Annotated in this window: 23 protein-coding genes; 6 read left to right on the top strand and 17 right to left on the bottom strand. The window is 49.2% G+C overall.

The genetic code is table 11. The features are described from left to right. Positions 1-20 precede the first annotated feature (20 nt). Positions 21-788 carry a nucleoside triphosphate pyrophosphohydrolase gene (gene mazG / locus ACZ483_RS04190; RefSeq protein WP_464324921.1) on the top strand — a complete coding sequence of 256 codons (768 nt, stop codon included), beginning with the start codon at positions 21-23 and terminating at the stop codon, positions 786-788. Here the strand turns inward: mazG and ACZ483_RS04185 are convergent. From ACZ483_RS04185 to ACZ483_RS04150, 8 genes are all read right to left on the bottom strand, one after another. Then, complete coding sequence (locus tag ACZ483_RS04185) at positions 779-2,023, bottom strand: epoxyqueuosine reductase QueH (RefSeq protein WP_464324920.1); 1,245 nt, start codon at positions 2,021-2,023, stop codon at positions 779-781. The two genes, mazG and ACZ483_RS04185, sit on opposite strands and share 10 nt — an antisense overlap. 10 nt (positions 2,024-2,033) lie before the next feature. Next, the gene (locus ACZ483_RS04180) at positions 2,034-2,432 is read right to left on the bottom strand and encodes a heat shock protein transcriptional repressor HspR (protein WP_464324919.1); all 399 of its coding nucleotides are present in this window, start codon (positions 2,430-2,432) and stop codon (positions 2,034-2,036) included. Between the two features lie 5 nt (positions 2,433-2,437). Continuing rightward, positions 2,438-3,577, bottom strand: a complete 1,140-nt coding sequence (gene dnaJ, locus ACZ483_RS04175; protein WP_464324918.1) for a molecular chaperone DnaJ — start codon at positions 3,575-3,577, stop codon at positions 2,438-2,440. A gap of 62 nt (positions 3,578-3,639) precedes the next feature. After that, entirely contained in the window at positions 3,640-4,521 is an 882-nt protein-coding gene (truB, locus tag ACZ483_RS04170; protein ID WP_464324917.1) for a tRNA pseudouridine(55) synthase TruB, read from the bottom strand. 1 nt (position 4,522) lies between these two features. Continuing rightward, entirely contained in the window at positions 4,523-5,452 is a 930-nt protein-coding gene (locus ACZ483_RS04165) for a sigma-70 family RNA polymerase sigma factor (RefSeq protein ID WP_464324916.1), read from the bottom strand. Positions 5,453-5,461: 9 nt separating this feature from the next. Then, positions 5,462-6,865, bottom strand: a complete 1,404-nt coding sequence (locus ACZ483_RS04160; protein ID WP_464324915.1) for a DegQ family serine endoprotease — start codon at positions 6,863-6,865, stop codon at positions 5,462-5,464. A gap of 14 nt (positions 6,866-6,879) precedes the next feature. Beyond that, on the bottom strand, positions 6,880-7,533 hold the full coding sequence (locus tag ACZ483_RS04155; protein WP_464324914.1) for a class I SAM-dependent methyltransferase: 654 nt from the start codon (positions 7,531-7,533) through the stop codon (positions 6,880-6,882). Continuing rightward, complete coding sequence (locus tag ACZ483_RS04150) at positions 7,493-8,122, bottom strand: alpha/beta fold hydrolase (protein WP_464324913.1); 630 nt, start codon at positions 8,120-8,122, stop codon at positions 7,493-7,495. Before ACZ483_RS04150 ends, ACZ483_RS04155 begins: the two co-directional genes overlap by 41 nt. Before the next feature lie 43 nt (positions 8,123-8,165). Between ACZ483_RS04150 and ACZ483_RS04145 the strand changes: the two genes are divergently transcribed. Together ACZ483_RS04145 and lptB are read left to right on the top strand one after the other, a co-directional pair. Then, on the top strand, positions 8,166-8,492 hold the full coding sequence (locus ACZ483_RS04145) for a DUF7132 family protein (RefSeq protein WP_464324912.1): 327 nt from the start codon (positions 8,166-8,168) through the stop codon (positions 8,490-8,492). After that, positions 8,492-9,208 (top strand): LPS export ABC transporter ATP-binding protein, encoded by a 717-nt coding sequence (gene lptB, locus ACZ483_RS04140; protein WP_464324911.1) that lies wholly within the window; start codon positions 8,492-8,494, stop codon positions 9,206-9,208. The genes ACZ483_RS04145 and lptB overlap by 1 nt, the downstream gene beginning before the upstream one ends. Here the strand turns inward: lptB and ACZ483_RS04135 are convergent. The 3 genes from ACZ483_RS04135 to ACZ483_RS04125 are packed head-to-tail and all read right to left on the bottom strand — an operon-like array spanning position 9,198 to position 13,809. Beyond that, positions 9,198-11,777: a bifunctional diguanylate cyclase/phosphodiesterase gene (locus tag ACZ483_RS04135; RefSeq protein ID WP_464324910.1), complete on the bottom strand. Its 2,580-nt coding sequence runs from the start codon at positions 11,775-11,777 to the stop codon at positions 9,198-9,200. The two genes, lptB and ACZ483_RS04135, sit on opposite strands and share 11 nt — an antisense overlap. Positions 11,778-11,792: 15 nt before the next feature. After that, entirely contained in the window at positions 11,793-12,722 is a 930-nt protein-coding gene (locus ACZ483_RS04130) for an NAD(P)/FAD-dependent oxidoreductase (RefSeq protein WP_464324909.1), read from the bottom strand. Further along, complete coding sequence (locus tag ACZ483_RS04125) at positions 12,703-13,809, bottom strand: amidohydrolase (RefSeq protein WP_464324908.1); 1,107 nt, start codon at positions 13,807-13,809, stop codon at positions 12,703-12,705. The genes ACZ483_RS04130 and ACZ483_RS04125 overlap by 20 nt, the downstream gene beginning before the upstream one ends. Before the next feature lie 20 nt (positions 13,810-13,829). On the opposite strand from ACZ483_RS04125, the gene ACZ483_RS04120 reads away from it, so the two are divergent. Continuing rightward, the gene (locus ACZ483_RS04120) at positions 13,830-14,867 is read left to right on the top strand and encodes a GGDEF domain-containing protein (protein ID WP_464324907.1); all 1,038 of its coding nucleotides are present in this window, start codon (positions 13,830-13,832) and stop codon (positions 14,865-14,867) included. On the opposite strand, the gene uvrA is transcribed toward ACZ483_RS04120, so the two are convergent. The 5 genes from uvrA to ACZ483_RS04095 are packed head-to-tail and all read right to left on the bottom strand — an operon-like array spanning position 14,864 to position 20,966. Next, positions 14,864-17,647 carry an excinuclease ABC subunit UvrA gene (uvrA, locus tag ACZ483_RS04115; protein ID WP_464324906.1) on the bottom strand — a complete coding sequence of 928 codons (2,784 nt, stop codon included), beginning with the start codon at positions 17,645-17,647 and terminating at the stop codon, positions 14,864-14,866. The genes ACZ483_RS04120 and uvrA overlap by 4 nt on opposite strands. A 12-nt stretch (positions 17,648-17,659) precedes the next feature. Continuing rightward, positions 17,660-18,679 (bottom strand): sensor domain-containing diguanylate cyclase, encoded by a 1,020-nt coding sequence (locus tag ACZ483_RS04110; RefSeq protein ID WP_464324905.1) that lies wholly within the window; start codon positions 18,677-18,679, stop codon positions 17,660-17,662. Then, positions 18,679-19,119, bottom strand: a complete 441-nt coding sequence (locus ACZ483_RS04105; protein WP_464324904.1) for a c-type cytochrome biogenesis protein CcmI/CycH — start codon at positions 19,117-19,119, stop codon at positions 18,679-18,681. Before ACZ483_RS04105 ends, ACZ483_RS04110 begins: the two co-directional genes overlap by 1 nt. Next, the gene (rph, locus tag ACZ483_RS04100; RefSeq protein ID WP_464324903.1) at positions 19,116-19,883 is read right to left on the bottom strand and encodes a ribonuclease PH; all 768 of its coding nucleotides are present in this window, start codon (positions 19,881-19,883) and stop codon (positions 19,116-19,118) included. The genes ACZ483_RS04105 and rph overlap by 4 nt, the downstream gene beginning before the upstream one ends. 12 nt (positions 19,884-19,895) lie before the next feature. Continuing rightward, positions 19,896-20,966, bottom strand: coding sequence for a GGDEF domain-containing protein (locus ACZ483_RS04095; protein WP_464324902.1), 1,071 nt, complete (start codon positions 20,964-20,966; stop codon positions 19,896-19,898). A gap of 45 nt (positions 20,967-21,011) precedes the next feature. On the opposite strand from ACZ483_RS04095, the gene ACZ483_RS04090 reads away from it, so the two are divergent. Next, positions 21,012-21,272: a hypothetical protein gene (locus ACZ483_RS04090; RefSeq protein WP_464324901.1), complete on the top strand. Its 261-nt coding sequence runs from the start codon at positions 21,012-21,014 to the stop codon at positions 21,270-21,272. Here ACZ483_RS04090 and amrS read toward each other — a convergent pair whose 3' ends face one another. Continuing rightward, the gene (amrS, locus tag ACZ483_RS04085; protein ID WP_464324900.1) at positions 21,273-22,292 is read right to left on the bottom strand and encodes an AmmeMemoRadiSam system radical SAM enzyme; all 1,020 of its coding nucleotides are present in this window, start codon (positions 22,290-22,292) and stop codon (positions 21,273-21,275) included. A 19-nt stretch (positions 22,293-22,311) separates the two neighbouring features. Between amrS and ACZ483_RS04080 the strand changes: the two genes are divergently transcribed. Beyond that, a complete protein-coding gene (locus tag ACZ483_RS04080; RefSeq protein ID WP_464324899.1) occupies positions 22,312-23,154 on the top strand; it encodes a glycine--tRNA ligase subunit alpha in 843 nt (280 codons plus the stop codon). Positions 23,155-23,166: the final 12 nt, after the last annotated feature.

Raw genomic sequence — 23,166 nt, 5'->3', positions numbered from 1 at the left:
AGCTTTATAATAGCATTCCCATGAAAGAAGGTAGGTACTCCTTTGAAGATCTTGTTAAAGTGATGGAAGAACTCCGAAGGAAGTGTCCCTGGGACAGGGAACAGACTCACGAAAGTCTAAAAAAGTACTTGATAGAGGAAGCCTACGAGGTCCTCGATGCCATAGACTCGAAGGACGATGGGAAGCTAAAGGAGGAACTGGGAGATTTACTTCTGCAGTCCGTCTTTCATGCCCAGATAGCAAAGGAGAGAGGAGCCTTCGACATCTACGATGTGATAGACGCTCTGGTAAAGAAGCTGATAGAGAGACACCCCCACGTTTTCGCAGATGCAGAGCCTGAAGATATTTTGAAAAACTGGGAGAAGAAGAAGATGGAGGGAAGGGAGAGCGTTTTAGAGGGCATTCCGAAACACCTCCCCGCCCTTATGAAATCTCAGAAGCTTCAGGACAAGGCTTCCCAGGTGGGCTTTGACTTCACGGACATATCGCAGGTCTTCGGAAAGATAGAGGAGGAGATAAACGAGCTGAAGGAGTCCCTCGAAAAGAACGACGGAGAGAATATAAAGCACGAGATAGGGGACATACTCACGGCGGTCGTGGAGCTGGCAAGGTTCGTTGGTGTCAACGCTGAGGAAGCCCTTCAGGAAGCCAACGAGAGGTTCATAAGAAGGTTCACTTACATGGAGAAGAAGGCAAAGGAGGAGGGGAAAGACCTGAGGGATATGAACCTCGAAGAAATGGACGAGCTGTGGAACAGAGCAAAGGAAGAGTTGGAGGGTCAGAGGTAATCTGGATAAGACACCACTCTGTCTATCTTCCTTCCGGTTATCTCCTCAAAGTATTTCTGTCCCACTCTTCCGAGAGAGTGAGCTCCCAGAAGCACTATAGCGATCCTCCCCTCCGCTATATCCACCGAATTACTCTCGATAAGTTTGGAGATCTCCTCCTCTCTGTGACCCCTTCCGTCCTGAAGGGTGTCTGTAGGCACGCCTATCAGGTGCTCTGCTTCTTCCCTTCCTACTACCAAGACTCTCGTCTTCTCGGGAACGAACTCGGCGTTTAGCCTTACCTCTATCCTGTTCTCGAGGAGTAGATTCTTATACTCCTTAGGAACTCTGAAGGTGGGAGAGGTATGTCCGGGAATTTCCTCGAGAGGCTCGTCCCTAAGATCTTCCGTTAGAACAATCCTCACGAACTGCTTGTTAAGGTAGAGGATGTCGCCGACCATCCTCTCCACGTCCGCCCTAAGCTTACCCCTTACCGGCTGGGAGTAAGGAACTACGAGGGAGGGAATAGCCTTTTTTTCAACCCACACTCCGCCCTCTAAGAGCTTCCAGTTGAGGAAGGGAACCTCAAACTCCTTGATAGGGAGTCCCAACACCTCCGCCTTTGTCCTCAACATCTTTACAAAAAGGCTTTCCTCCTTGGAGCCCGGTCTCCTCCCCTTAAAGGATACGAGATCCCAGAAGATTTCCCCTTCCTTCTGCTTGAATAATCCGTAGATACAGCCGCAGTAATCCTGCTGGTAGAGCTCGTTCTCCTTTGTTAGGCGGAACATTTCCTGCGTTCCTCCTCCCTTCCTGTAGTCGGGAGCCAAGAACTCGATTCCGTATAGCTGGGCAACCTTCTCACCGCTTTCCCTGAGCTGGTGGAGGCTCTTCTTGGGACTCATGAGGAGGGTCGTGGTGAGCGCATCGCAACCAAGCTCCTTGGCAAGCTTCGCCGACCTTTCGAGCCTGAAGTCGAAGCATACCGAACACCTCTTGCCCCTCTCCGGTTCGTCTTCAAAACCTTTCACGCTCTCGAGCCAGTTATCAAGGTCGTACTCCCCTTCTATAAGCTCTATACCCAGTTTCCTACAGGTTCTTTCCGTCTCCACATACCTGAGCTTGTACTCCTCGTAGGGATGTATGTTGGGGTCGTAGAAGAAGCCTTTGATCTCGGCATCCTTATAATCGGATCTTAGCCTTTCGAGGAAGTAAAGAGCGTCGGGAGCGCAACAGATATGGACGAGAATCTTCATAGAAAAAAGTTTAATCTTTCGTCTTCTTCGCCGGTATGATGTCCTCCAGCTTCATGACCTTCCTTTTCGGAACGCTAACTATCGCCTTCCTAAGTTCCTCTCCTTCGTAGATCTTGGAGAGCTCGTTCTGTATGAACTCCAAGAGCTGATCTATCTGCTTCTGGAGCTCCTCCATCTGCTCCTTCATGTTCAGGATTATGTCTACACCGGCGAGGTTGACTCCGAGCTCCCTCGTCAGGAAAAGGATGAACTCGAGCCTCTCCAGATCCTCGTCCGAGTAAAGCCTCGTATTTCCTTCAGTCCTGGAGGGTTTGAGCAGCCCTTCCCTCTCGTAGAGTCTTAAGGTCTGAGGGTGTATGTCGTACATCCTCGCAACCACACCGATGGTGTACATCCCCTTCTTCTTCATGGCTCTTACCTCTCCTTTATCCTTTCAGGTTTAGGAAGGAGCTCGTTTAGCTCCTTGAGTAGCTTCTCAACCTTCTTACCGTCCCTAAAGACTTTGTCCATCACTCCTATCTTTGGAACTTCTATGTTCACTCTCACATAAAGGTCACCCTTGCCCTTACCTTTAAGCTTCGGCATACCGTAGCCTTCTACCTTTATGAGATCTCCGTGTCCCGTTCCGGGGGGTATCTTTACCTTAACCTTCCCCCCCGAGAGCGTAGGGACCTCTATCTCCGTTCCGAGAACTGCCTCCGGATAGGTCAGGTTTACATCTATGTAAAGGTCGTCTCCTTTCCTCTCGAAGATCCTGTGAGGCTTTACTCTGACCTGTATGTAAAGGTCTCCTGGAGGTCCACCGAACCTCCCCGCATGACCCTTCCCCTCTACCACAAGCCTTGAGCCGTTGTCCACTCCGGGAGGGATCCTTACCTTTATGCTCTCTCTCTTTCTTACAGTCCCTCTTCCACCGCATGCCTTGCAGGGTTCGTAAACCGCTCCCTCGCCCTTACAGGTGGGACAGGTCTGGGATATGGTTATGAAGAACTGCCTCTGAACGACCTGACCCGTCCCCCCGCAGGTTGGACAGGTTCTTACGCCCTTCTCCCTGTCGTATCCCGTTCCTCCACAGGCTTGGCATTCCACCTCCCTGTCCACCTCTACGTTCACCGTCGTTCCCCTGTAAGCGTCCTCGAGTGATATCTCCACCGCCTTAAAGATGTCTTCTCCTTTAAGAGGTCTCCTCCTCTCCCTTCTCCTCCCTCTTGTTGCCCTCTCGAATATGGTGTCGAAGACAGATCCGAAGCCCTCACCGAAGAACTCGTTGAATATCTCTTCAAGATCAGGAATGTGCGTGTAGGTTTGCTCTTGAGCACCCGTGCCCTCGAAAGCAGCGTGTCCATAGGTATCATAGAGCTTCCTCTTTTCAGGATCGGAGAGAACCTGATAGGCTTCGTTTATCTCCTTGAACTTCTCCTGAGCCTCAGGACTCTTGTTTATGTCGGGATGATACTTCCTCGCCAGCCTCCTGAAAGCCTTCTTTATCTCCTCCTGGCTTGCGTTCCTCGGAACACCGAGGATCTCGTAGTAATCCTTCTTGGTGGAAGGCATCTATAAACCTCCTGCTCAACCTTTCTAATCTGCTATTAAGATAAAATTTGAGCGATTATGTGTCAAGTTTTCAGGATCTCTCCGGAGATCAAAAGCCTCTCGGGTTTGAGAACTCCACTCCTCAGGAGTCCTATTCCTACGAAGGTATCGTCAATATATATTCTAACGTATCCCTCCTTAACTCCGTTCCCAACGAGAACAGGATTACCGCTCAGAACCTTCTTACCGTTAAAGTAATCGAGACTCACCTTAGGAAGGAAGGAGAGAGCCTCCTCCACGGGAATAACGTAATCCCATGGGTCTTCAGAGTTAAGGAAGTCTTTTAAGGAGACAGAATCTTTTAGGGAGAAGGGTCCTATCTCTTCCCTTACAAGTTCCTTCACGACGGCACCGGTAGAAAGCTCCTTTCCTATATCGTGTATCAGGCTCCTCACGTAGGTTCCGGAGGACACCTTTATCCTAAGCTCGAACTCAGGGATCTCGCAGCTGATCAGCTCTATCTCGTAGACCTTCACTCTTACGGGCTTCAACTCAGGCGTTAAACCCTTCCTAGCGAGGGAGTAAGCCCTCTTTCCCTTCACCTTCTTAGCGGAGAAGGGAGGAGGAGTCTGCTCTATCTCCCCCACAAATATATCGGTAGCTTTGACTAAATCCTCGCAGGAGACCTTTACCTCTCTACTCTCTAAAACCTCTCCCTCAAGATCGTAGGTGTCGGTTTTTATTCCAAGGAGAGCCTTCACCCGGTAAGTCTTATCCATGTTCAGAAATATCCACGAAAAACGAGTAGCCTTACCGACAAGGAGAATAAGGAGCCCGGTAGCTATCGGGTCGAGGGTCCCAGTGTGTCCAACCTTCGTTTTGAGTCTCTTCCTTACCTTCTCGACGACCTTAGTCGAGGTTATCCCTTTGGGTTTGTCGATTAGAAGTATCCCTCCGGAGTTCATGTCAGCTGAGAAAGTCCTTTAGATGTCTTTTCATAGCGAGACTTCTCAGCTTCCTGAGAGCTCTCGTCTCTAACTGCCTTACTCTTTCCCGGGAAACACCAAGTATATCCCCTATCTCCCTAAGAGTTTTGGGCTCGTTCCCCCTGAGGCCGAATCTGAGCTCCACCACCTTCCTCTCCTTCTCTGGAAGCTTGTCCAGAAGGTCGTATATCTCCTTCTCCAGGACCTCCTGTAGAACGTTCTCCTCTACCTCTGCAGTTCCGTGCTTGCTCAGGAAATCGACAAAGAAGGTGTCCTCGTTCTCACCCACAGGTGCATCGAGGGACAGGGGTATTCTGCAGACCTGAAGGTATCTCTCCACCTCCTCGGGCGAAAGTTTGTATCCCTCTTTCTTAAATCTTTTTTCCACCTCCTCTTCCGTAGGAGGGCGTCCCAGCTCCTTTTCGAGCTCCTTGGCTATCATGTCCTTACTGAGCTTCTCCGCCACCTCCTCCGGAGTAGGCTCCCTTTCCAACTCCTTAGCGAGTTCGGCGTAGATAGTCCCTATCCTGCTTATCAGATGGGACTGCTTGAGGGGAATCCTAACGGCACCCGTCTGCTGGGAGAGGGCCTGCATTATAGCCTGCCTTATCCACCAGACCGCGTAGGAGATGAACTTAACACCCCTTTCGGGATCAAACCTCTTAGCAGCCTCTAAGAGTCCGAGGTTCCCTGCCGCTATGAGCTCCGAGAAGGGAAGTCCGTAGCCTATGTACTGCTTGGCAACGCTGACCACAAATCTGAGGTTGGACTCCACCAGTTTCTTGAGAGCTTCCTCGTCCCCCTCTTTGGCTCTCCTTGCGAGCTCCTTCTCCTCCTCGGGGGAGAGGAGGGGTATCTTAGATATCCTCTTAAGATATTGATTTATGAGCTCCTGCTCCGTATCAGACATGAACTCACCTCACTCAAGGTTAAGGACCAGGTAAACGTTTGTATCGTTTCTTCTCACCAAGAGTAGAGCTTTCCTCTTCCCCATCTCTTTCAAACTCTCTATTAGTCTGTAAAACTCTCTGACGCTCCTTACCTTCCTGTAATTCACCCGGATAATAACGTCTCCCGGCCTCAGTCCGCTATTTGCAGCGGGGCTACCGGGTGCCACCGCAACTACAAGGACTCCGTCGATGCCGAGCTTCGCTTTCTCCTTAGGTGTAAGGTCCCTTAAAGATAGACCAAGATCCTCACTCTCGTTAGCCCTTGGCTTCGCGCTCACCTTTTCAGGCAGTTCCCCTACCTTCACCTTTACCTTAATTCTCTTGCCCTCCCTTATAACCGTCAGGGTGACCTCCGTTCCCGGCTTCGTCTTCATTATGGAGAGCTGAAGATCCCTGACGTCCTCGAGCTTTCTCCCGTTCAGTTCAACTATTATATCCCCAACTTTTAGACCTCCCTTATCCGCAGGGCTCCCCTTCACAACCTGTGCGACGAGAATTCCCTCCTTCACACCGATCGCCTCGGCTATATCGGGGGTTATCTCCTGTATCACCACCCCAAGCCAACCCCTTATCACCCTCCCATGTTCTAAGATCTGTTCCATCACCCACTTGGCGAGGTTTATGGGAATAGCGAAACCAAGCCCCTGTCCTGACGCTACAATCGCCGTGTTTATCCCTATAACCTCTCCGTGGATGTTTATAAGAGGTCCCCCCGAGTTGCCGGGATTTATGGCTGCATCCGTCTGTATGTAGCTCTCGTATTGGGCTATTCCTATGCTCCTTTTCAAAGCTGATATTACGCCCACGGTTACAGTTCTCTCCAAACCGTAGGGATTTCCTATCGCAATAGCTATCTGCCCAACCCTAACCTTATCGGAATCGCCGAGTTTGGCTACCCTCCTGTCTATATCCTTTATTCCCTTTACGTTTACCTCCAAAACCGCTATATCCGTTTTTGGATCTGTGCCCACGATCTTAGCTCTTCTCTCTGTGTGTTTGTCGAACCTGACAGTTACGCTCTTTGCATCCTCAACAACGTGGTTGTTGGTAAGTATGTAAACCTTGCTTCCTTCGTGTTTAACGATTACACCGGATCCGAGAGACCTTCTCTCTTGCCTGAAAGGCTCTATTGGAAATCGGAAGGGGAGATCGAAATTCTCGAAGGGGTTGAACTCGACCTCCTGAACAGCGTATATGGTAACTACCGAAGGAGAAACGGTATCCACTATCTTCGTGAGTTCTGTCTCAAAGGCTTCAAGCACACCACCGCCGTTCAACAGAGGCGTGTTTACCTGAGAAGATCCGTTGACCTGCGCCTTACAGCCTATAGCTATCGAGAGTAGGAAAAAGGACAGGAGAGCAAAGAACCTCATTCTTCTCCTCCTCATTATACCCCCGCATATAAAAATAGCATACGGAATACGGGCTTTTCTATGGAGTTTATCAAAAGCTCGATCTCTCTCTTTGAAAGAACTCTCTTTCTTAAGGGATTGAGAGAGCTCCCTGTGTGGTGGAAGAAACGGACGAGATCCCACCCTCGAAAGGGTATTTCCACTTCCTCAATGAAAAGTTCCATACATCTATTGTTAACATGCCTTACCACCTCTTCCTCGGAGGGAAAGGGGAAACTGAGTTCCCGTAAGCTTCCTTCTATGGGAATGGCTATTCCAACTCCGATCCTCGCCACCCTAAAGGATTCCTCAAGGCTCTTTCCCAACTCTGTCCAGTGCAGGGAGAAGTTGCTCAGAACGTAATCGAAGCTCCTATTTTTAAAGGGGAGGCACTCGGCATCTCCAACTATACCTCTCCCGAATTTCTGCCGGTATATGTATACCATCTTCTCCGAAATGTCCACTCCTACCGAAGAACATTCAGGTGAAAGGGATTCCGATACAAAGCCAGTTCCACAGCCCAGATCAAGAACCTTACCTTCAGGCTTCACGAACTCAACGAGTCTTTTCGCGGTCTCTCTTTGGGGCAAAGCCCATCTGTCGTAGGTCTCAGCTGACCTTGAGAATCTCAGAGAGTAAGCTCCTTTCATCTTCGGCAGGAAAGTGACCTCCAGGAAGAAGTATTAATTTACTACCTTTTAAAAGACTGTGGAGTTTAAAGGCTTCCCTAACGGGAACCACCTTGTCTTCTACTCCTTGGAGTATAAAGACCTCCTTTCTCAAATAGGGGAGTTTGCTCGTGAGATCGAGCCTTATATAGTCCTCTAACATTCTCAGTGCCCCTTCTTGCTCAAATCTGTCGGAGAACTCTCTTGAGAAAGCCATGCTCCTAAAGGCTTCTATCCCCTTATGCTTTATCATCATCCTGAAGGCTCTTATATTTTTCTCCGACCAAGCTCCCTTAAAGTATGGCGATGTGCCTATAAGGAACAGCCTTCTAACCTTGGAAGGAAAACGCAGAGCGATTAGCAAAGCTATCGATCCACCAAGAGACCAGCCTACAACGTCGTGTTGTGATGGCAAGGACAGTGCTATCTTTTCAACCAGATCTTCAAAGTTGCTGTAGTGATCTGAACTCCTGCCGTGGGAAGGCAGGTCTATCTTTATACCCTGTAGCGAGGAGAATATTCGGGACGAGAATGCCCATCCGTGGATAAAGAGGGGATTTACCAGACCCATGGGAAAATATAATAAGAGCAGTGCCTATTTAAGGAGGAGTTCTATGGAAACGATAAAGGACTGGAATCTGAAGCTTGAGATCGTTAGGACAAAGAAGGGAGCACTGCTTCACAGGATATCTGTATCAGAAGATCACTTCTTTCTGGAGCAGAATCCCCTTAAGGACAGTAAGTACGGAGTGGCTTACAGAAAAATCAAGGAGAAGTACCCGGAATTTTATATGTTCTGGGAGATAAAGAACAACAGGTACACAGGTAAGCTCTTGGCTGGAGCTATACTTGATAAGGACGAGATAGACCTGTTTATAACGGACGTGCTTCAGAACGAAGAGTATAAGAGCTTTGAGGATGTAAAGGAAGAGATAGAGTAATGCTTGTAGCGAGGAACATAAGAAAGAGCTTTAAGGGAAGGGAAGTTATAAAGAGAGTTAGCTTAAGCATAGATAGGGGGGAGATAGTCGGACTGCTGGGTCCCAACGGAGCCGGAAAGACTACCCTCTTTAACTCCCTTGTTGGTTTCGTGAAGGTTGACGACGGAGTCATAAAGCTCGATGGGGAGGACATAACTCACCTCCCGCCTCACGAGAGGGCGAAAAGAGGTATAGCCTTTCTACCACAGGAACACACACTCTTCGAGGATCTAACCGTTATAGAGAACCTGTTGATATTCCTCGAATTTTTTACCGAGAGTAAGGAAGAGGCTCTTACAAAAGCTGAGGCTCTCCTCGAGGACTTCGGTCTCCTGACTTTAAGGAACCAGAAGGCTTTTACCCTCTCTGGGGGACAGAAGAGGAGGCTGGAGATAGCGAGAAGCCTCATAACGAGACCCCGCTACCTGTTTCTCGACGAACCCTTCGCTGGGCTCGACCCTATAATAGTCAGCGACATAAGGAAGATGGTGAGGGACCTAAGGCATCAGGACATAGGCATACTGATAACGGATCACAACGTCAGAGAAACAATAAGTATAGTGGATAGAGTGTACATAATTTCGGAGGGGAGGATAATAGCTCAGGGGGAGCCGGTAAAGGTGGTAGAGCTTAAAGAGGTAAAGAAAACTTACCTCGGGGAAGACTTCAAGCTGTAGCCCTGATTATCCTTCTCTTAAAGAAGAATCCCTGTCCAAAGCGTATGCCCAGCCTTTTTATAACTTTATAGTCTTCTCTATTTTCTATATGCTCTGCTACAAGGTCTATAGCGAACTTCTCTCCCATGATCTTCAAGCTCTCGAGTATAGCTCGGTTATACGGATCTCTCTTAACGTTCCTTATAAAGGAACCGTCGATCTTTATCAGATCTATGAACTTTATGAAGTGTTTCATGTATGAGAGTGTTGAAAATCCGCTTCCAAAATCGTCTATGACTATCTTGTATCTCATACCCTTGACCTGTTCAAGGATATCTCTTGCTCCATCCATGGTGGAGAAGTTCTCCCTCTCTGTTATCTCGATGAACACCCTCGGTCTTAGATGTTTAGGTATAGAGTCGAGGGCGGGCAGGATCTTTCCCCTCTCAAGGGTTCTCGGGGATATGTTTATAAAGAAGCAGAGGTCCGAAAAGTCTTCTCGAGTCAGGAGTTCCTTCAGACACTCTACTGTTCTGAAATCTATCTCTTCGACAAGTCCTACGTCTTCAAGTTGGTCAAGAAACTCCCCCATAGAGATTATTTCCTTCCCCTTTAACACCCTGAAAAGGAGCTCGTAGCCGAAGATCGCTTCCCTATTTAGGTCGTAGATGGGTTGTAGCTCGTGGGTGTAAGCCCCTTCCTGAACTGAGCTGAGCAGGTTTATGCCCTTCCTGAATCTCTCCCTGAAGATCTCCCGATCCGCACTGCCCGCCAGGAGAGCGGTTCTGTCCTTTCCCTCCCTCTTAGCCCTGTAAAGACTTATATCTGCCACCGCCAAGAGCTCCCCTATATCTTCCGTATCCTCTGGATAGTTGGCTACACCCACGCTTACCGTTATGTAAATCTCCTTGTCACCACCCACCCAGAAACTTTCCCTCTTTATAGACTCTCTTATTCTTTCGGCAAGTTCAAATGCACCCGGTTTGTCTGTCTCCGGACACAAAACCGCGAACTCTTCACCGCCGTATCTGTATACACCGTCTGACTCCCTGAGCCCGCCCTTTATAATACGGGCTACCTTTCTGAGCACCTCGTCCCCGATCCTGTGCCCGTAAGTATCGTTTATGTGCTTAAAGTTGTCTATGTCTATCATAAGCAAGCTGAAAGGTTTTTTATACCTTCGGGCTATCCTTCCGTAGCGCTCTATGTCGTAATCGAGCATCCTCCTATTGGGTATACCAGTCAGAGAATCGGTGGAGGCAAGATAGCTTAGCCTTATGGTGCCCACTATATGCTGACTTATTACCTTGAGGTAACCTTCATCCACCCTGTCAGGCTTTTCCTCGAACTCTAAAACAAGTCCGCCTCCCAGCTGGTCGTTTACGGTGAAGAGTATCGCGCTCCTGCATTCTCTTCCATCGCTGAAGCATTTGGGCTCGGGGAAGCTTTCCATGAAATCCTTTCTTTTGGAGATAAAGAGCTCTTCGAGATCCCTTACCTCCTCCTCGGAGCTTATCCTTATCAGGTCCTTTCCTGTTAAGCTGTCCTCGAGTATAAACAGGTACCTACTTACCGAGAAGATCTCTTTCATGTTAGAGAGGGTCTTTCTCACAAACTCCGGCAGATCTTCCGGGGATTCAGCCGTATAGAGAGCGGTTTCCATTATAAGCTCTAACTTCTCCATCCTCCTTTTCACATCCTCTGAGAAGCTCTTTAAAAGTCTTGCGGTGGATCCAAACTCGTCCTGAGCCTGCACCATGTCCTTGAGATCCAGGTTGTGATCCCCGCCCTCTAACTTTTTCACAGCCTCCTTGAGCCTGCGGATGGGATAGTTTATCAACCTGGACCATACAAGATAGGAGGCTGATAGGAATATCAGGAAAGTCAAATACAGGCGCATATAAAGGGAGACTCTGTCAACTACCAGGGTTCTTATAAGATTGTCAAAGGGGACTACTACGTACATGTTTGCATTAGAGAAATTGTTCTCGTAGGAGATAATAACGTCGTCCTCCGAAACCTTGGGTTTTTTCCCCAAGTAAAACTCAGCTCCGTACTTGGATATTGCGCCCAGCCTTTTTGAGAGGATGGTTTCAAGGTAGGGAACCTTATGGCAAAAGGCGTAAGTTCTCCCCGCCACCTTAACAACCGATATCGCAGTCCATTCCTTGGGCACGAGGAAGAAGTAGAAACTCTTGCCTTCAGAGTCCTTTAGCGCCTGTTTCAACACGGGGGCTTTCACAGAACCGAGGGATAGCCCTTCTCCGTAAGCACACGTAATATAGACTCCCAGGAAGGGTGTTAGAGCTTCTACTCCCTTATCCTCGTATAACTTAGCGAGGGACACGTCGGCCTGAAAAATGTTCATGATGGAGTTCCTTATGGCGGTTGTCCTAAACTTTGCCGCTCTGAGACTCGCTTTAGAGACCTCGTCCCTTATTTCCTTAAGGGAGTGTATAACGTCAACAGTAAAGGCGAGGAACATGGATCCGAGTATGAGTAAAGCGAAGAGAACGCTGACCTTCAAAGGGTATGATCTCAGTCCAACCTTCCTTTCGAGGAAGAGGTTTATCTTTGGAATCAAACCCATACGCCTTAAATAATATCAGAGTCCGTAGGTAAGGTCGTGATACAAGGATAAAAGAGCCTTCGCTCCTTCCCCCGCGGCTGTTATTATCTGCTTCGCGAATATGCTCGTGCAGTCTCCCGCCGCGTAAACACCTCTCTCCGAGGTTCTGTTGTTGCAGTCTACTACTATCTCTCCCCTATCGTTCTTTAAAATTCCGAGCTGATCCGCAAGCTCCGTCCTCGGGATAAGACCTATTTCAACGAATACACCCTCCACCTTCATCTCGTAAACCTTTCCATTGTCGAGATCTTCAAGGAGGACCCCCGTTACCTTACTCCCGTCGCCCTTTATCTCCTTTACTGCGTGTTTAAGAAGGAGCTTTACCCTCGGATCGGAAAGGACCTTGTCCTTCAGTATCTCGTCAGCCCTCACCTTGTCGGTAAGCTCAACTATATAGATCTCCTTAGCGTAGTTCAGAAGCTGCTCCGCCGCTTCGAAACCTGCGTTTCCTCCTCCGACTACAAGAACCTTCATGTCCTTGAAGAAGGGGGCGTCGCAGGTGTAGCAGTAGGATACTCCTCTCCCTGTGTACTCCTTCTCTCCCGGCACCTCTAGCTTTCTGTGCTCCGAACCGGTACAGAGGAGGAGCGTCCTGCCCTTGAACTCACTACCCTCCATAGTCTTTACATGAAAAGCATCCTCCCCCTTCCTGACCTCCACAACCCTGTCCAGAAGAGGCTCTATGTTGAAGTGCCTCATGTGTTCTATCATTTTCTCCACCAGCTGAACACCATCGATTTCAGAGTATCCTAAGAAGTTCTCTATCTCTCCCGAGGTCAGAACCTGCCCGCCCAAGCTCTCAGAAATTATAATAAAGTTCATCTTCTTCCTCGCCGCGTATATGGATGCAGATACGCCCGCCGGTCCTGCCCCAACTATGATCACGTCATATATATCTCCCTTCATATCTCCAACCTCCGTAGTAGTACAGTGCCTTCTCCTCTCCAAGTATATCCTTTGCGTAGTTAAAACCGTACATAGGATCGAAGGGCATCATGTCCGACCCAAATATCATATCCACGCCAAGGCGATCGAGGGTGTCTATTGGATCTATCCTCTTTGTTCTCTCCTCGCCGAGGGCTTCAAGGTAGGTTCTTAAGAAGAAGGGCTTGAAGTTGGGCTGCATACAGAGCAGGACCTTAAGCCCCTTAGCTCTGAGCGCCTGATCTTCGGTTATCAGCTCCGCATGTTCTATTCTGTGGTACTCGAGCCTTGCGCTCTCCAGAGCCTGCAGGCACTCTTCTATAGCCCCGTCACCTATCGCGTGGAAGGCTACCCTGAGCCCCCTCTCCTCGAGCTCCTTAACGATACTTTCCAATTCCTTTCTACTCTTTAATAGAACACCCCTCCATCCGGGCTTGTCCCTGTAAGGCTCCTTTAAAAAGGCTGTCCTCGCTCCTATTGAGCCGTCCACGTAAACTTTTACCCAACCCAGAGCAACGTTTTTCGGATTAACCCTTTCGAACAGGTCAAGAACCTCTGTGTAATGCTCGTAGTAAGGCATTAGGACTATCCTTATAAGTGTTTCTTCGTCCATCTCCATAAAGATACGAGCGACTTCTACATCTACGAAGTCGTGAACCTCAACGATGCCTTTGGATCTTGCCTCCTCAACAGCCCGTTTTAGAATTTTCCTCATTCTTTCTCCCCTTGGCTTAAGATCTCCTACCGTATTCCAGAGGGTATCTTCGTAAAGGTAGCCCTTCTCGTGATCGACCTTTCCCTTAGGGGAAAACCTCTCTAAGAACAGATCGTTCGCCACACCTACGTGTCCGTCTATCCTTATGAGCAGAACGGGTTTGCCTACTTCCTTGAGATCTTCCTTTGTCAGAGCTTTTCCGAAGGTATCCTCATCCCAGCCCCAGCCGAGGACAACGTCGTCCTCACAGTTGCTGAGGAAATCCCGGAGCTCTTCAAGGGATCTCATCTCGTGGAAGGGAACTCCCATAAAGGCGAAGAGCTCTAAATGAGTGTGGGCGTCTACGAACCTCATGGGTTAAAATTATCCCAAGCATGGGGAGGAGAATAAGTTGCAAACTCCATGAGAAGATAGAGAACAGACAGACCCTGTCTCAGGAGGACTACAAACAGCTCAGCGATATAGTGAGGGAGGTTCTGTCTTTCATGGCGAGTGAGAAGATAGTTCCATCGCCCCAAAACTACGAGAGATGGTTTCTAATCTTCTGTTATGTAAAAGAAAACGGGCTCAATCTCTCAAAACCCGAGCTCTTGGATCTTTACTTCGACACCTTTCAGGTAAAGATCGACAGGGAGCACACCCAGTCTGCTGAGCTTTTAGACAAAATGATGGAAGATCTCTACGATGAAATTCAAAAGGTTTTAAAGAATGTCTCGGAGCACGATAGGGAGATTAGCAAAGGTGGAGAGAGGCTCGAAGAGATCGCCACAACCGTTCCTTCGCAACATATACACGAGGTCCTCAACAGAATAATGCAGGAGGTAAGAGGGCTTAAAAACATAAACAGAAAGTTCATACGAAAGTTAGAGGAGCAGAGGGGAGAAATAGAAAGGCTCAGGGAGGAACTCAGAAAGGTAAAGGAAGAGGCGAGCATAGACCCTCTCACAGGACTCAGGAACAGAAGATCTTTCGAGAGGGCGCTTCGTGAATTCTTCAGAGACTTTAAAAAGTTCGGCTATCCCTTCTCTATCATCATGATGGATCTTGATAACTTCAAAGACATAAACGATACCTATGGACACTTAGCCGGTGATAAGGTTTTAAAGGAGATAGGGAATATTCTCAGGAACTACCTAAGAGCTAAGGATATTCCGGCGAGGACAGGTGGGGAAGAGTTCACCATAATACTGCCGGGTATAAGTAAGGAGGAGGCCACCCTCGTTGCCGAGAGGTTGAGGAAGGTAATAGCTAACTACACGGTTGAACACGAAAATACGAAGATAAATCCGACCGCCAGCTTCGGCGTCTCCGAGATGAGGGAAGGTATAGAAGCACCTGAGGATCTTATCAAGGAGGCGGATGAGAAACTTTATCAGGCTAAGAGAACGGGAAAGAACAAAGTTGTCTCTTAGGCTACCTTCTCGCTTCCCTTAAGGTACTTCTTCAGGAACATTCCCGTATAGGATCTTTGGTTCTGAGCTATCTCCTCGGGAGTTCCTACCGCTACCACCTCGCCGCCCCTCTCTCCTCCCTCAGGACCCAAGTCTATTACCCAGTCGGCACACTTTATAACGTCGAGGTTGTGCTCTATGACAACCACCGTGTTCCCTCTGTCCACGAGCCTTTGGAGGACGTTTATCAGCTTCTTTATATCGTCCATGTGGAGACCGGTGGTCGGTTCGTCGAGTAAGTAAAGCGTCCTCCCCGTTTCACGCTTGGAGAGTTCCCTTGCAAGCTTTATCCTTTGAGCCTCACCTCCGGACAGGGTTGGAGCCGGCTGACCGAGCCTGAGGTATCCGAGCCCTACATCCCTCAGTAGCTGGAGTTTCCTCCTCAGAGAGGGTATGTTCTCGAAGAACTCGTAAGCCTCGTCTATCGTCATTTCAAGGACGTCGGATATGTTCTTTCCCTTGTAGAGGATGTCTAAGGTCTCTCTGTTGTACCTCTTACCCTTGCAGACGTCACAGGTTACGTAAACGGGAGGGAGAAAGTGCATCTCCACCTTTATAACTCCTTCTCCCTGACAGGCTTCGCACCTCCCTCCCTTGACGTTGAAGGAGAACCTCCCCGGTTTGTATCCCCTCGCCCGAGCTTCGGGGGTGTTAGCGAAGAGATCCCTTATCTGATCGAAGACCTTGGTGTAGGTGGCGGGATTACTCCTCGGTGTCCTTCCGATGGGAGACTGATCCACGTTTATAACTCTGTCAAAGTTGTCCAAACCTTCTATCCCGTCCACCTCTCCCGGTCTCTCCTTGGAACCGTAGAACTCTGCCTTGGCGTATCTGTAAAGGACATCGTATATTAGGGTCGATTTACCGCTCCCCGAAACTCCCGTTATACAGACGAAGAGACCAACCGGTATCTCCACGTCTATATTCTTTAAGTTGTGCTCCCTCGCTCCTACTATCCTTATGAACTTGTCCTTAGGCTTTCTCCTCCTTTCGGGAACGGGTATCTCCATCCTACCAGATAGATAGGCTCCCGTCAGGAACTTAGGGTTATCCATTATCTCTTCAAGGCTTCCTACCGCAACTACCTCGCCTCCCTCTTTACCCGCTCCAGGACCGAGCTCAACGACGTAATCCGCCGACTCTATCGTCTCCGGATCGTGCTCCACCACTATAACGGTGTTTCCAAGATCCCTTAGTTCCTTAAGTGTATTTATGAGCCTGCTCGTGTCCCTCGGATGGAGACCTATGGAGGGCTCGTCGAGAACGTAGAGAACTCCCGTGAGCTTAGATCCCACCTGGGTGGCAAGCCTTATCCTCTGCATCTCCCCGCCCGAAAGGGTCGTGGCGCTCCTTGAAAGGGAAAGGTAATCGAGCCCCACGTCCACCAGAAAGCCGAGCCTCTCGGAGATTTCCCTTATCAACCTCTCCCCTATCTGGAGATCTCTCTCTCCGAGCTTTTTGGGAAGCTCGTCTATCCACTCCTTAGTCCTACCTACGGGAAGATCGACTATCTCCCATATGTTCTTACCCTCTATCAGAACCGCGAGGGCTTCCTCCCTCAGCCTCGACCCTCCGCAGGAAGGACAGGGCTTCTCCACAACGTAATCTTCTATCTCCTCCCTTATCCTCTCCGAGTCCTCTTCTAAAAACCTCCTCTCTAAGTGCCTAACTATTCCCTCGAACTCGAACTCCTGGGTTGTTCCGTATAGAAGTACTCTCTTCGCTCTCTCGGGCAGGTCTTTAAACCTTGTCCTCGGATTTATTCCCAGCTTCCTCAAGACGTTGGCTATGGGAAACTTTATGTAATTGAAAAGGGCGGAGTCCGCTATCCTGAAGGCGCCAATCGCGGGTTCCTCCTCGTCTATGAGGAGTCCCGTATCTATCTCCCACTTCACACCCAAGCCCTTGCAGGAGGGGCAGGCTCCGTAGGGGGAGTTGAAGGAGAAGAGCCTCGGGGAGAGTTCGGGGATGGTAAAGCCGTGATCGGGGCACACGAGCTTCTCGCTGAAGAGCTCCTCCCTGCCGCTCTCCACGTCTTCAATCTTCACGAGACCCGTTGCCATCTCAAGAGCTTTCTCTAAGTCCGTCAGCAACCTCGACCTCTCCTCCTCTTCCAAGGTCAGTCTGTCGACAACCACGTCTATGTCGTGTTTCTTGTTCTTTTCCAAGGGAGGAACCTCTATAATCCTCCTGAGCTCTCCGTCCACCTTTACCCTGGTGAACCCCATCCTGTCTATGTCCCTCATAAGATCCCTGAACTCCCCTTTCCTGCCTCTCACGATCGGTGCGAGAACCATAACCCTCCTACCCTTATACTTCTCGAAGATCTTCTCAAGGATCTCATGGGCGGATAGACCCTCCAAGAGCCTGCCGCATACTGGACAGTGGGGCTTCCCAATGTTAGCCCACAGAACCCTCATGTAGTCGTATATCTCTGTAACCGTTCCCACGGTTGATCTCGGGTTTTTAGATGTCGTTTTCTGATCGATCGCTATCGCAGGAGACAGCCCCTCTATGACATCCACATCGGGCTTTTCCATGACTCCTAAGAACTGGCGGGCGTAGGAGGATAGGGACTCGACGTATCTCCTCTGTCCCTCCGCGTATATGGTGTCGAAGGCTAAAGAAGATTTGCCTGAACCTGAGGGACCTGTAATCACAACGAGCCTGTTCTTGGGTATCTCGAGATCGATGTTCTTGAGGTTGTGCTGGCGTGCACCCCTGATAACTATCCTGTCCATAATCTATTCAATTTAAGTTCTGTAGGAGAATGCTACCACACGGTTCTTACCGCTCCTCTTGGCTTCGTACAGAGCTTTGTCGGCTTTGTATAGTAGATCCTCTATTCTGCACACCTCAGAAGGTTCACAGGAAGATACGCCGGCGCTTACAGTCAACCTGACCACCTCAGAACCGAAACGGAATACGGTTTTTTCAAACTCCTCTCTTATCCTGTTGGCTACCCGGATAGCCTCTTCGGTGGAAGTGTGGGGGAGGAGAACTACGAACTCTTCACCGCCAAATCTAACAGGTATGTCCGTTCCCCTCACCTTAGATCTAAGCACGTTGGCAAACTTGATCAGTACCTCGTCTCCCTTGTCGTGGCCGAACCTGTCGTTTACCTGTTTGAAGTTATCGAGATCGAACATGATAAGAGATACTGGATAACCGTACCTTTTCGCCTTCTCCAGTTCTCTTACCGATTCCTCCTCCAGATATAGCCGGTTGTAAAGCCTGGTTAGGTGATCTCTTATAGCTTTCTCCATGAGTTCCTTCTTTTCCCTCTCCTCCTTAACTATGAAGGAGAGTATAAAGGCGAGACTTTTGAGGATCTTCCCATCCTCTTCGGTAAAGGGCTCATCTATATAAACCCTACCGACGGAAAGGCATCCGATCGGTTCACCGTCCTTTCCTATGATAGCTATTAGGTTTCTCCTTAATCCCACCCTCTTCCAGGACTCAACAGCTTTGGGAAAGTTCTGGTAGTCGTTCACTATTATGTAACCTCTCTTCATAGCCTCTCCAGCAGCGCTTCTGTGAATCGGAACCTTGAACTCCTCCGGATCGTAGTCTGGCAATACGTTCCTTATAGATCCTGAGACCTTTGTATAGTAGATGTATCCGTTTTTTATCTCTCCTATGGCAGCTCCGTCGGCGTTGAATAGCTCAGCGATGTCGTCGAGTATGCTCCTCCAGTTGTCCCTTTCATGCTCTCCGCTCGCTACCCTCTCGATTATCCTCAGAAGTTTTTCTACCCTTCCCTCGCAGTCCATCACGGAACCTCCGTCCCTATAATAATCTTAATACCTTTCTGCCCAGCCTTAGCCTGAGCGCTTCCTACAAGATCTCCCTTCTGAGCTTCCGCCATAGGAGATTTACTTATCCTTGCGTTGAGTATAAGCTCCCCCTCTATCATTCTGTCAGTCCTTAGCTTGTGCTTTCCTGTTATCCTGAACCTGTAAGGGAACTCAGGGTTCTTTACTCTGAGGACCGCTATAGGCATAGGTTCCTTAAGGTTTCTGACCGCTATTATGAGGAAGTAGTCGCCTTCAGGGAGTTTGTTCCTCAGCTTCTCGTCCAACACCACCACCCCTTCAATAAACTGGTTTCGGTACTTCTCTAACTTTTTCCTCCCCTCTTCACCCCTGTACTCCTTAGGAAGTTCCTGGCATGCGAGAACGAACATCGAGAGGATGAGAAGAAGAATTTTCAAAATCTCACCTCCTTAACGCTCTTCCTCTTCCAGTAGCTTACGGACAGATTAAACTCGTACAGAGCCTTCTGAAGCTCCACCAGCTCCGATATGCCCTTGAGGGCAAGATCTAATAGATTGTCGAGCTCGTCTCTGGAGAAGGTATGCTCCTCACCCATAGCCTGGACCTCGGAGAACTTTCCCCTCCCAGTTCCCACCACGTTCATGTCCACCTGAGCCATGGAGTCCTCCTCAAAGTTGAGATCGAGCAGAGGTTTCCCCCCAACTATACCAACGCTCACCGCAGCAACGAAGTCCTTTATGGGAACGGTGGTTATCATCCCCTCCTCATAGAGTTTTATCAGAGCATCGGCAACTGCCACAAAGGCTCCCGTTATGGATGCAGTTCTCGTTCCTCCGTCCGCCTGTATTACGTCGCAGTCCACCCATATGGTTCTCTCTCCAAGCTTAGTCAGATCTACGGCGGTCCTCATCGCCCTGCCTATCATCCTCTGTATCTCGTGAGTTCTACCGCTTATCTTCCCCTGAACTGACTCCCTTATGTTTCTCGTGTGGGTAGCCCTCGGTAGCATCGAGTACTCGGCGGTTATCCACCCCTGACCCTTCCCCTTCAGGAAAGGAGGAACTGTGTCCGTTACCGAGGCGGTACATATAACCTTCGTGTTCCCAAACTCAATCAGGCAGGAGCCTTCGGGATGGGTGAGGAAGTCCCTCACTATTCTAACGGGTCTGAGCTCATCTTCCCTTCTTCCGTCCTTACGCATAGCTGAACTATTTTATATGAAGAACTCGGAGGTAAAGCTCTCTACCCTGTTCTTCCCTTTCTCCTTTGCCCTGTAAAGAGCCTTGTCAGCTTTGAGTATCAACCTTACACTATCGTCCCCGTTCGTGAAGCTCACGACTCCGAAGCTTACCGTCACAGTGAGATCCTCTCCAAACCTGTAAGCCTCTATCATCCTCCTGAGTTTTTCAGCAACGGCTACAGCCTTCGATATCCCTGTGTTGGGAAGCAGTATCATGAACTCTTCCCCTCCCCACCTTGCAAAGATATCGGTCTCCCTTATGTTTTCACTCACTATGCTCGCAACCCGTTTGAGAACCTGATCCCCGAATAGATGACCATAAGTGTCGTTGATCTGTTTGAAGTTGTCTATGTCAAAGAGTATTAGGGAAAGGTCTCCTCCGTACCTCTCAGCCTTTTTTATTTCCCTGTTCAGTATTTCCTCGAAGGCGGTTCTATTTAAAGCTCCTGTGAGACTGTCAACTCTCGCAAGGTTCTCCCAAACTCCCTGATACCTCTCGGATGTCCAGGCGTAAAAGTAAAAAACTATGGTTACGAGAGCGTAGCTAAGGTATGCATCTGTGAGTGAGTCCGTCCCAACCTTACCAGCCACGAGTACCGTAAAGAAGTGAATCCAGAGGCAGCCCACAGACCATAGGAGTCCTTTCTTTCCCTTTATGAAGAAGGTTACGGCGGGGATTACACCGAGCCATATCAGGCTCGATTTGTCCTCAGGGAGTTCCTCGAATACGGCGACCAGAAATATGGAGCCGAAGAATATAAGTACAACAGTCGCTATCCTGTCTATATTCCTATACTTCTTTGCAACGAAGGGAGCGCTCAAGAGAAGAAATCCAACAACAAGATCAAGGATTCCGACGAACGTGTCCCCCTCCAGCAGATCGCCGAGAGAGTAGGCAAAGGCGACCGCAGAGCCGATAAAACAGAGGGCTACGAGAAGGGTTATCCTTAGGAAGCTCGTTCTGTATATAAGCGGATTTGTAGATCTGTCCTCAGGAGGGATGATGTCCTCTATAAACTGTGATAACCTACCCCTTATCCCCATTCATTTTTAAGCTCTTTTGGTCTATTTAAGCATATATTAATAATCATGGTAAAGAAAAGGGAGGATATTAGACCGGAGAGTCTTGAGGAGGAGGTTCAGGAGTTAAAGAGAAGCATTTTAGGAGTTTTTGAGACCCTACTTCCTCCTAAGGAGGTGAGGGAAGAGGTGGTAAAGAACCTATACAACATAGAGCTCTCTTTCCTGAAGATCTTTAAGACCCTCCTCGACTATCAGGTGGAGAGTTTGGAGAAAAAAGTAGAGGGGAAAGGGAAAAAGAGAAAGGCTCAGAAGATCGAGGTGGAGTGATCAGAACCTTCCCTTTATCTCGTGCCCGCAGCTTCCACACCTTCCGTTCTTTATGTCTATCCTCGTGATCAGATATCCCTTCCTACCTATAACCGTATTTCCGCAGTTGGGGCAGAAGGTGCTCTCGTGGTCGTTTCCGAAGACGTTTCCTACAAAGACGTACTCCAATCCCTCTTCCTTGCCTATTCTGTAAGCCCTTTCGAGATCTTCTATCGGTGTGGGAGGCAAATCCGTCGCCTTGTAGTAGGGAAAGAACCTCGAGATATGCCACGGGACCCAGGGAGCTAACTCCTTAGCTATCCACGAGGCTATCTTCCTGAGCTGATCCTCGTCCAGATACTTGGGAACCAAAAGGGTCGTTAGCTCGACCCACTTCCCCTTATCGAAGACGTACTTTATTGTGTCGAGGACGGGCTGAAGCCTTCCTTTGGAGTACTTCCTGTAAGACTCGTCAGAAAAGAACTTCAGATCTATGCTGTAGGCGTCCATGTACCTGTCTATCTCCTCGAGGGGCTCCCTGTTTATGTAGCCTGCCGTCACCATAATGTTCTTTAGACCCTTCTCCTTGGCGAGCCTTGCCACGTCTATCATGTATTCGGCGAAGATTGTGGGATCGGAGTAGGAGTAGGATATGCTCTCACATCCGTTCTCTAAAGCCTTCTCCACTACAAGCTCTGGAGGGATCGCCGTCTCGACAAAGAAGGTGTTTTTAAACACCTCTCCCTTTGGAACCTGAGAAATCTCCCAGTTCTGGCATCCTTTGCAGTGGAGATTACAGCCGGGTGTAGCTATGGTCAGCGTCTGGTGTCCGGGGTAAAAGTGGAAGAGGGGCTTCTTCTCTACAGGATCTATAGCAGCGGATATAAGTGATCCGTAGGTGTAGGTGTACAGCTCTCCTCCGTGGTTCACCCTCACCCCGCAGGATCCCACCTGGCCATCCTTGAGCTCACAGCCTACGGGACAGAGGTAACACTCCACCTTTCCGTTTACCGGTTTCCAGAACTTCGCTAAGGTCCTCATTTCTTATAAAATACTTCCCATGTACTTTCAGGAAATAATAATGAGACTTCACCGTTTCTGGGCTGACAGGGGATGCCTTATATGGCAACCCTACGACGTGGAGGTGGGCGCAGGAACTATGAACCCCGCCACCTTCCTCAAGGTTCTCGGCAAAAAGCCTTGGAACGTTGCCTACGTTGAGCCCTCGAGGAGACCTCAGGATGGTAGATACGGGGAGAATCCCAATAGACTCCAGCACTACTACCAGTTCCAGGTTATACTCAAGCCTGCACCTAATAACCCTCAGGAGATATACTTAGAGAGCCTGGAACACTTAGGGATAAACGTCTCGGATCACGATATTCGCTTTGTGGAGGATGACTGGGAGTCTCCCACCCTCGGCGCCTGGGGGCTTGGATGGGAAGTATGGCTCGACGGGATGGAGATAACACAGTTCACCTACTTTCAGCAGTCGGGAGGGCTCGACCTCGATGAGATCTCCGTTGAGATTACCTACGGTCTGGAGAGGATAGCTATGTACATACAGGAAGTGGACAGCGTCTTTGATATCGAGTGGAAGAAGGGAGTAACTTATGGAGACATATTCAGGAGGGCAGAGTGGGAGTGGAGCACCTACAACTTCGAGAAAGCGGACACAGATATGCTCTTCAACCTCTTCGAACTTTACGAAAAGGAGTCCAAGAGGTTGATAAAGGAAGAGCTCGTCCTTCCAGCCTACGACTACCTCCTGAAGTGCTCCCACACCTTCAATCTTCTCGATGCAAGGGGTGCCATATCCGTTCAGGAGAGGGCGAGGTACATAAGGAGGATGAGCAACACCGCCCGTGAGATAGCCCAGCTCTACCTCGAGCTTGTAGGTTAACGGAATGTTAAG

It is taken from the genome of Hydrogenivirga okinawensis (assembly GCF_055385515.1).
Note: the sequence above shows the minus strand (reverse complement) of the source record. Positions and strands in the feature narration are given on the sequence as shown.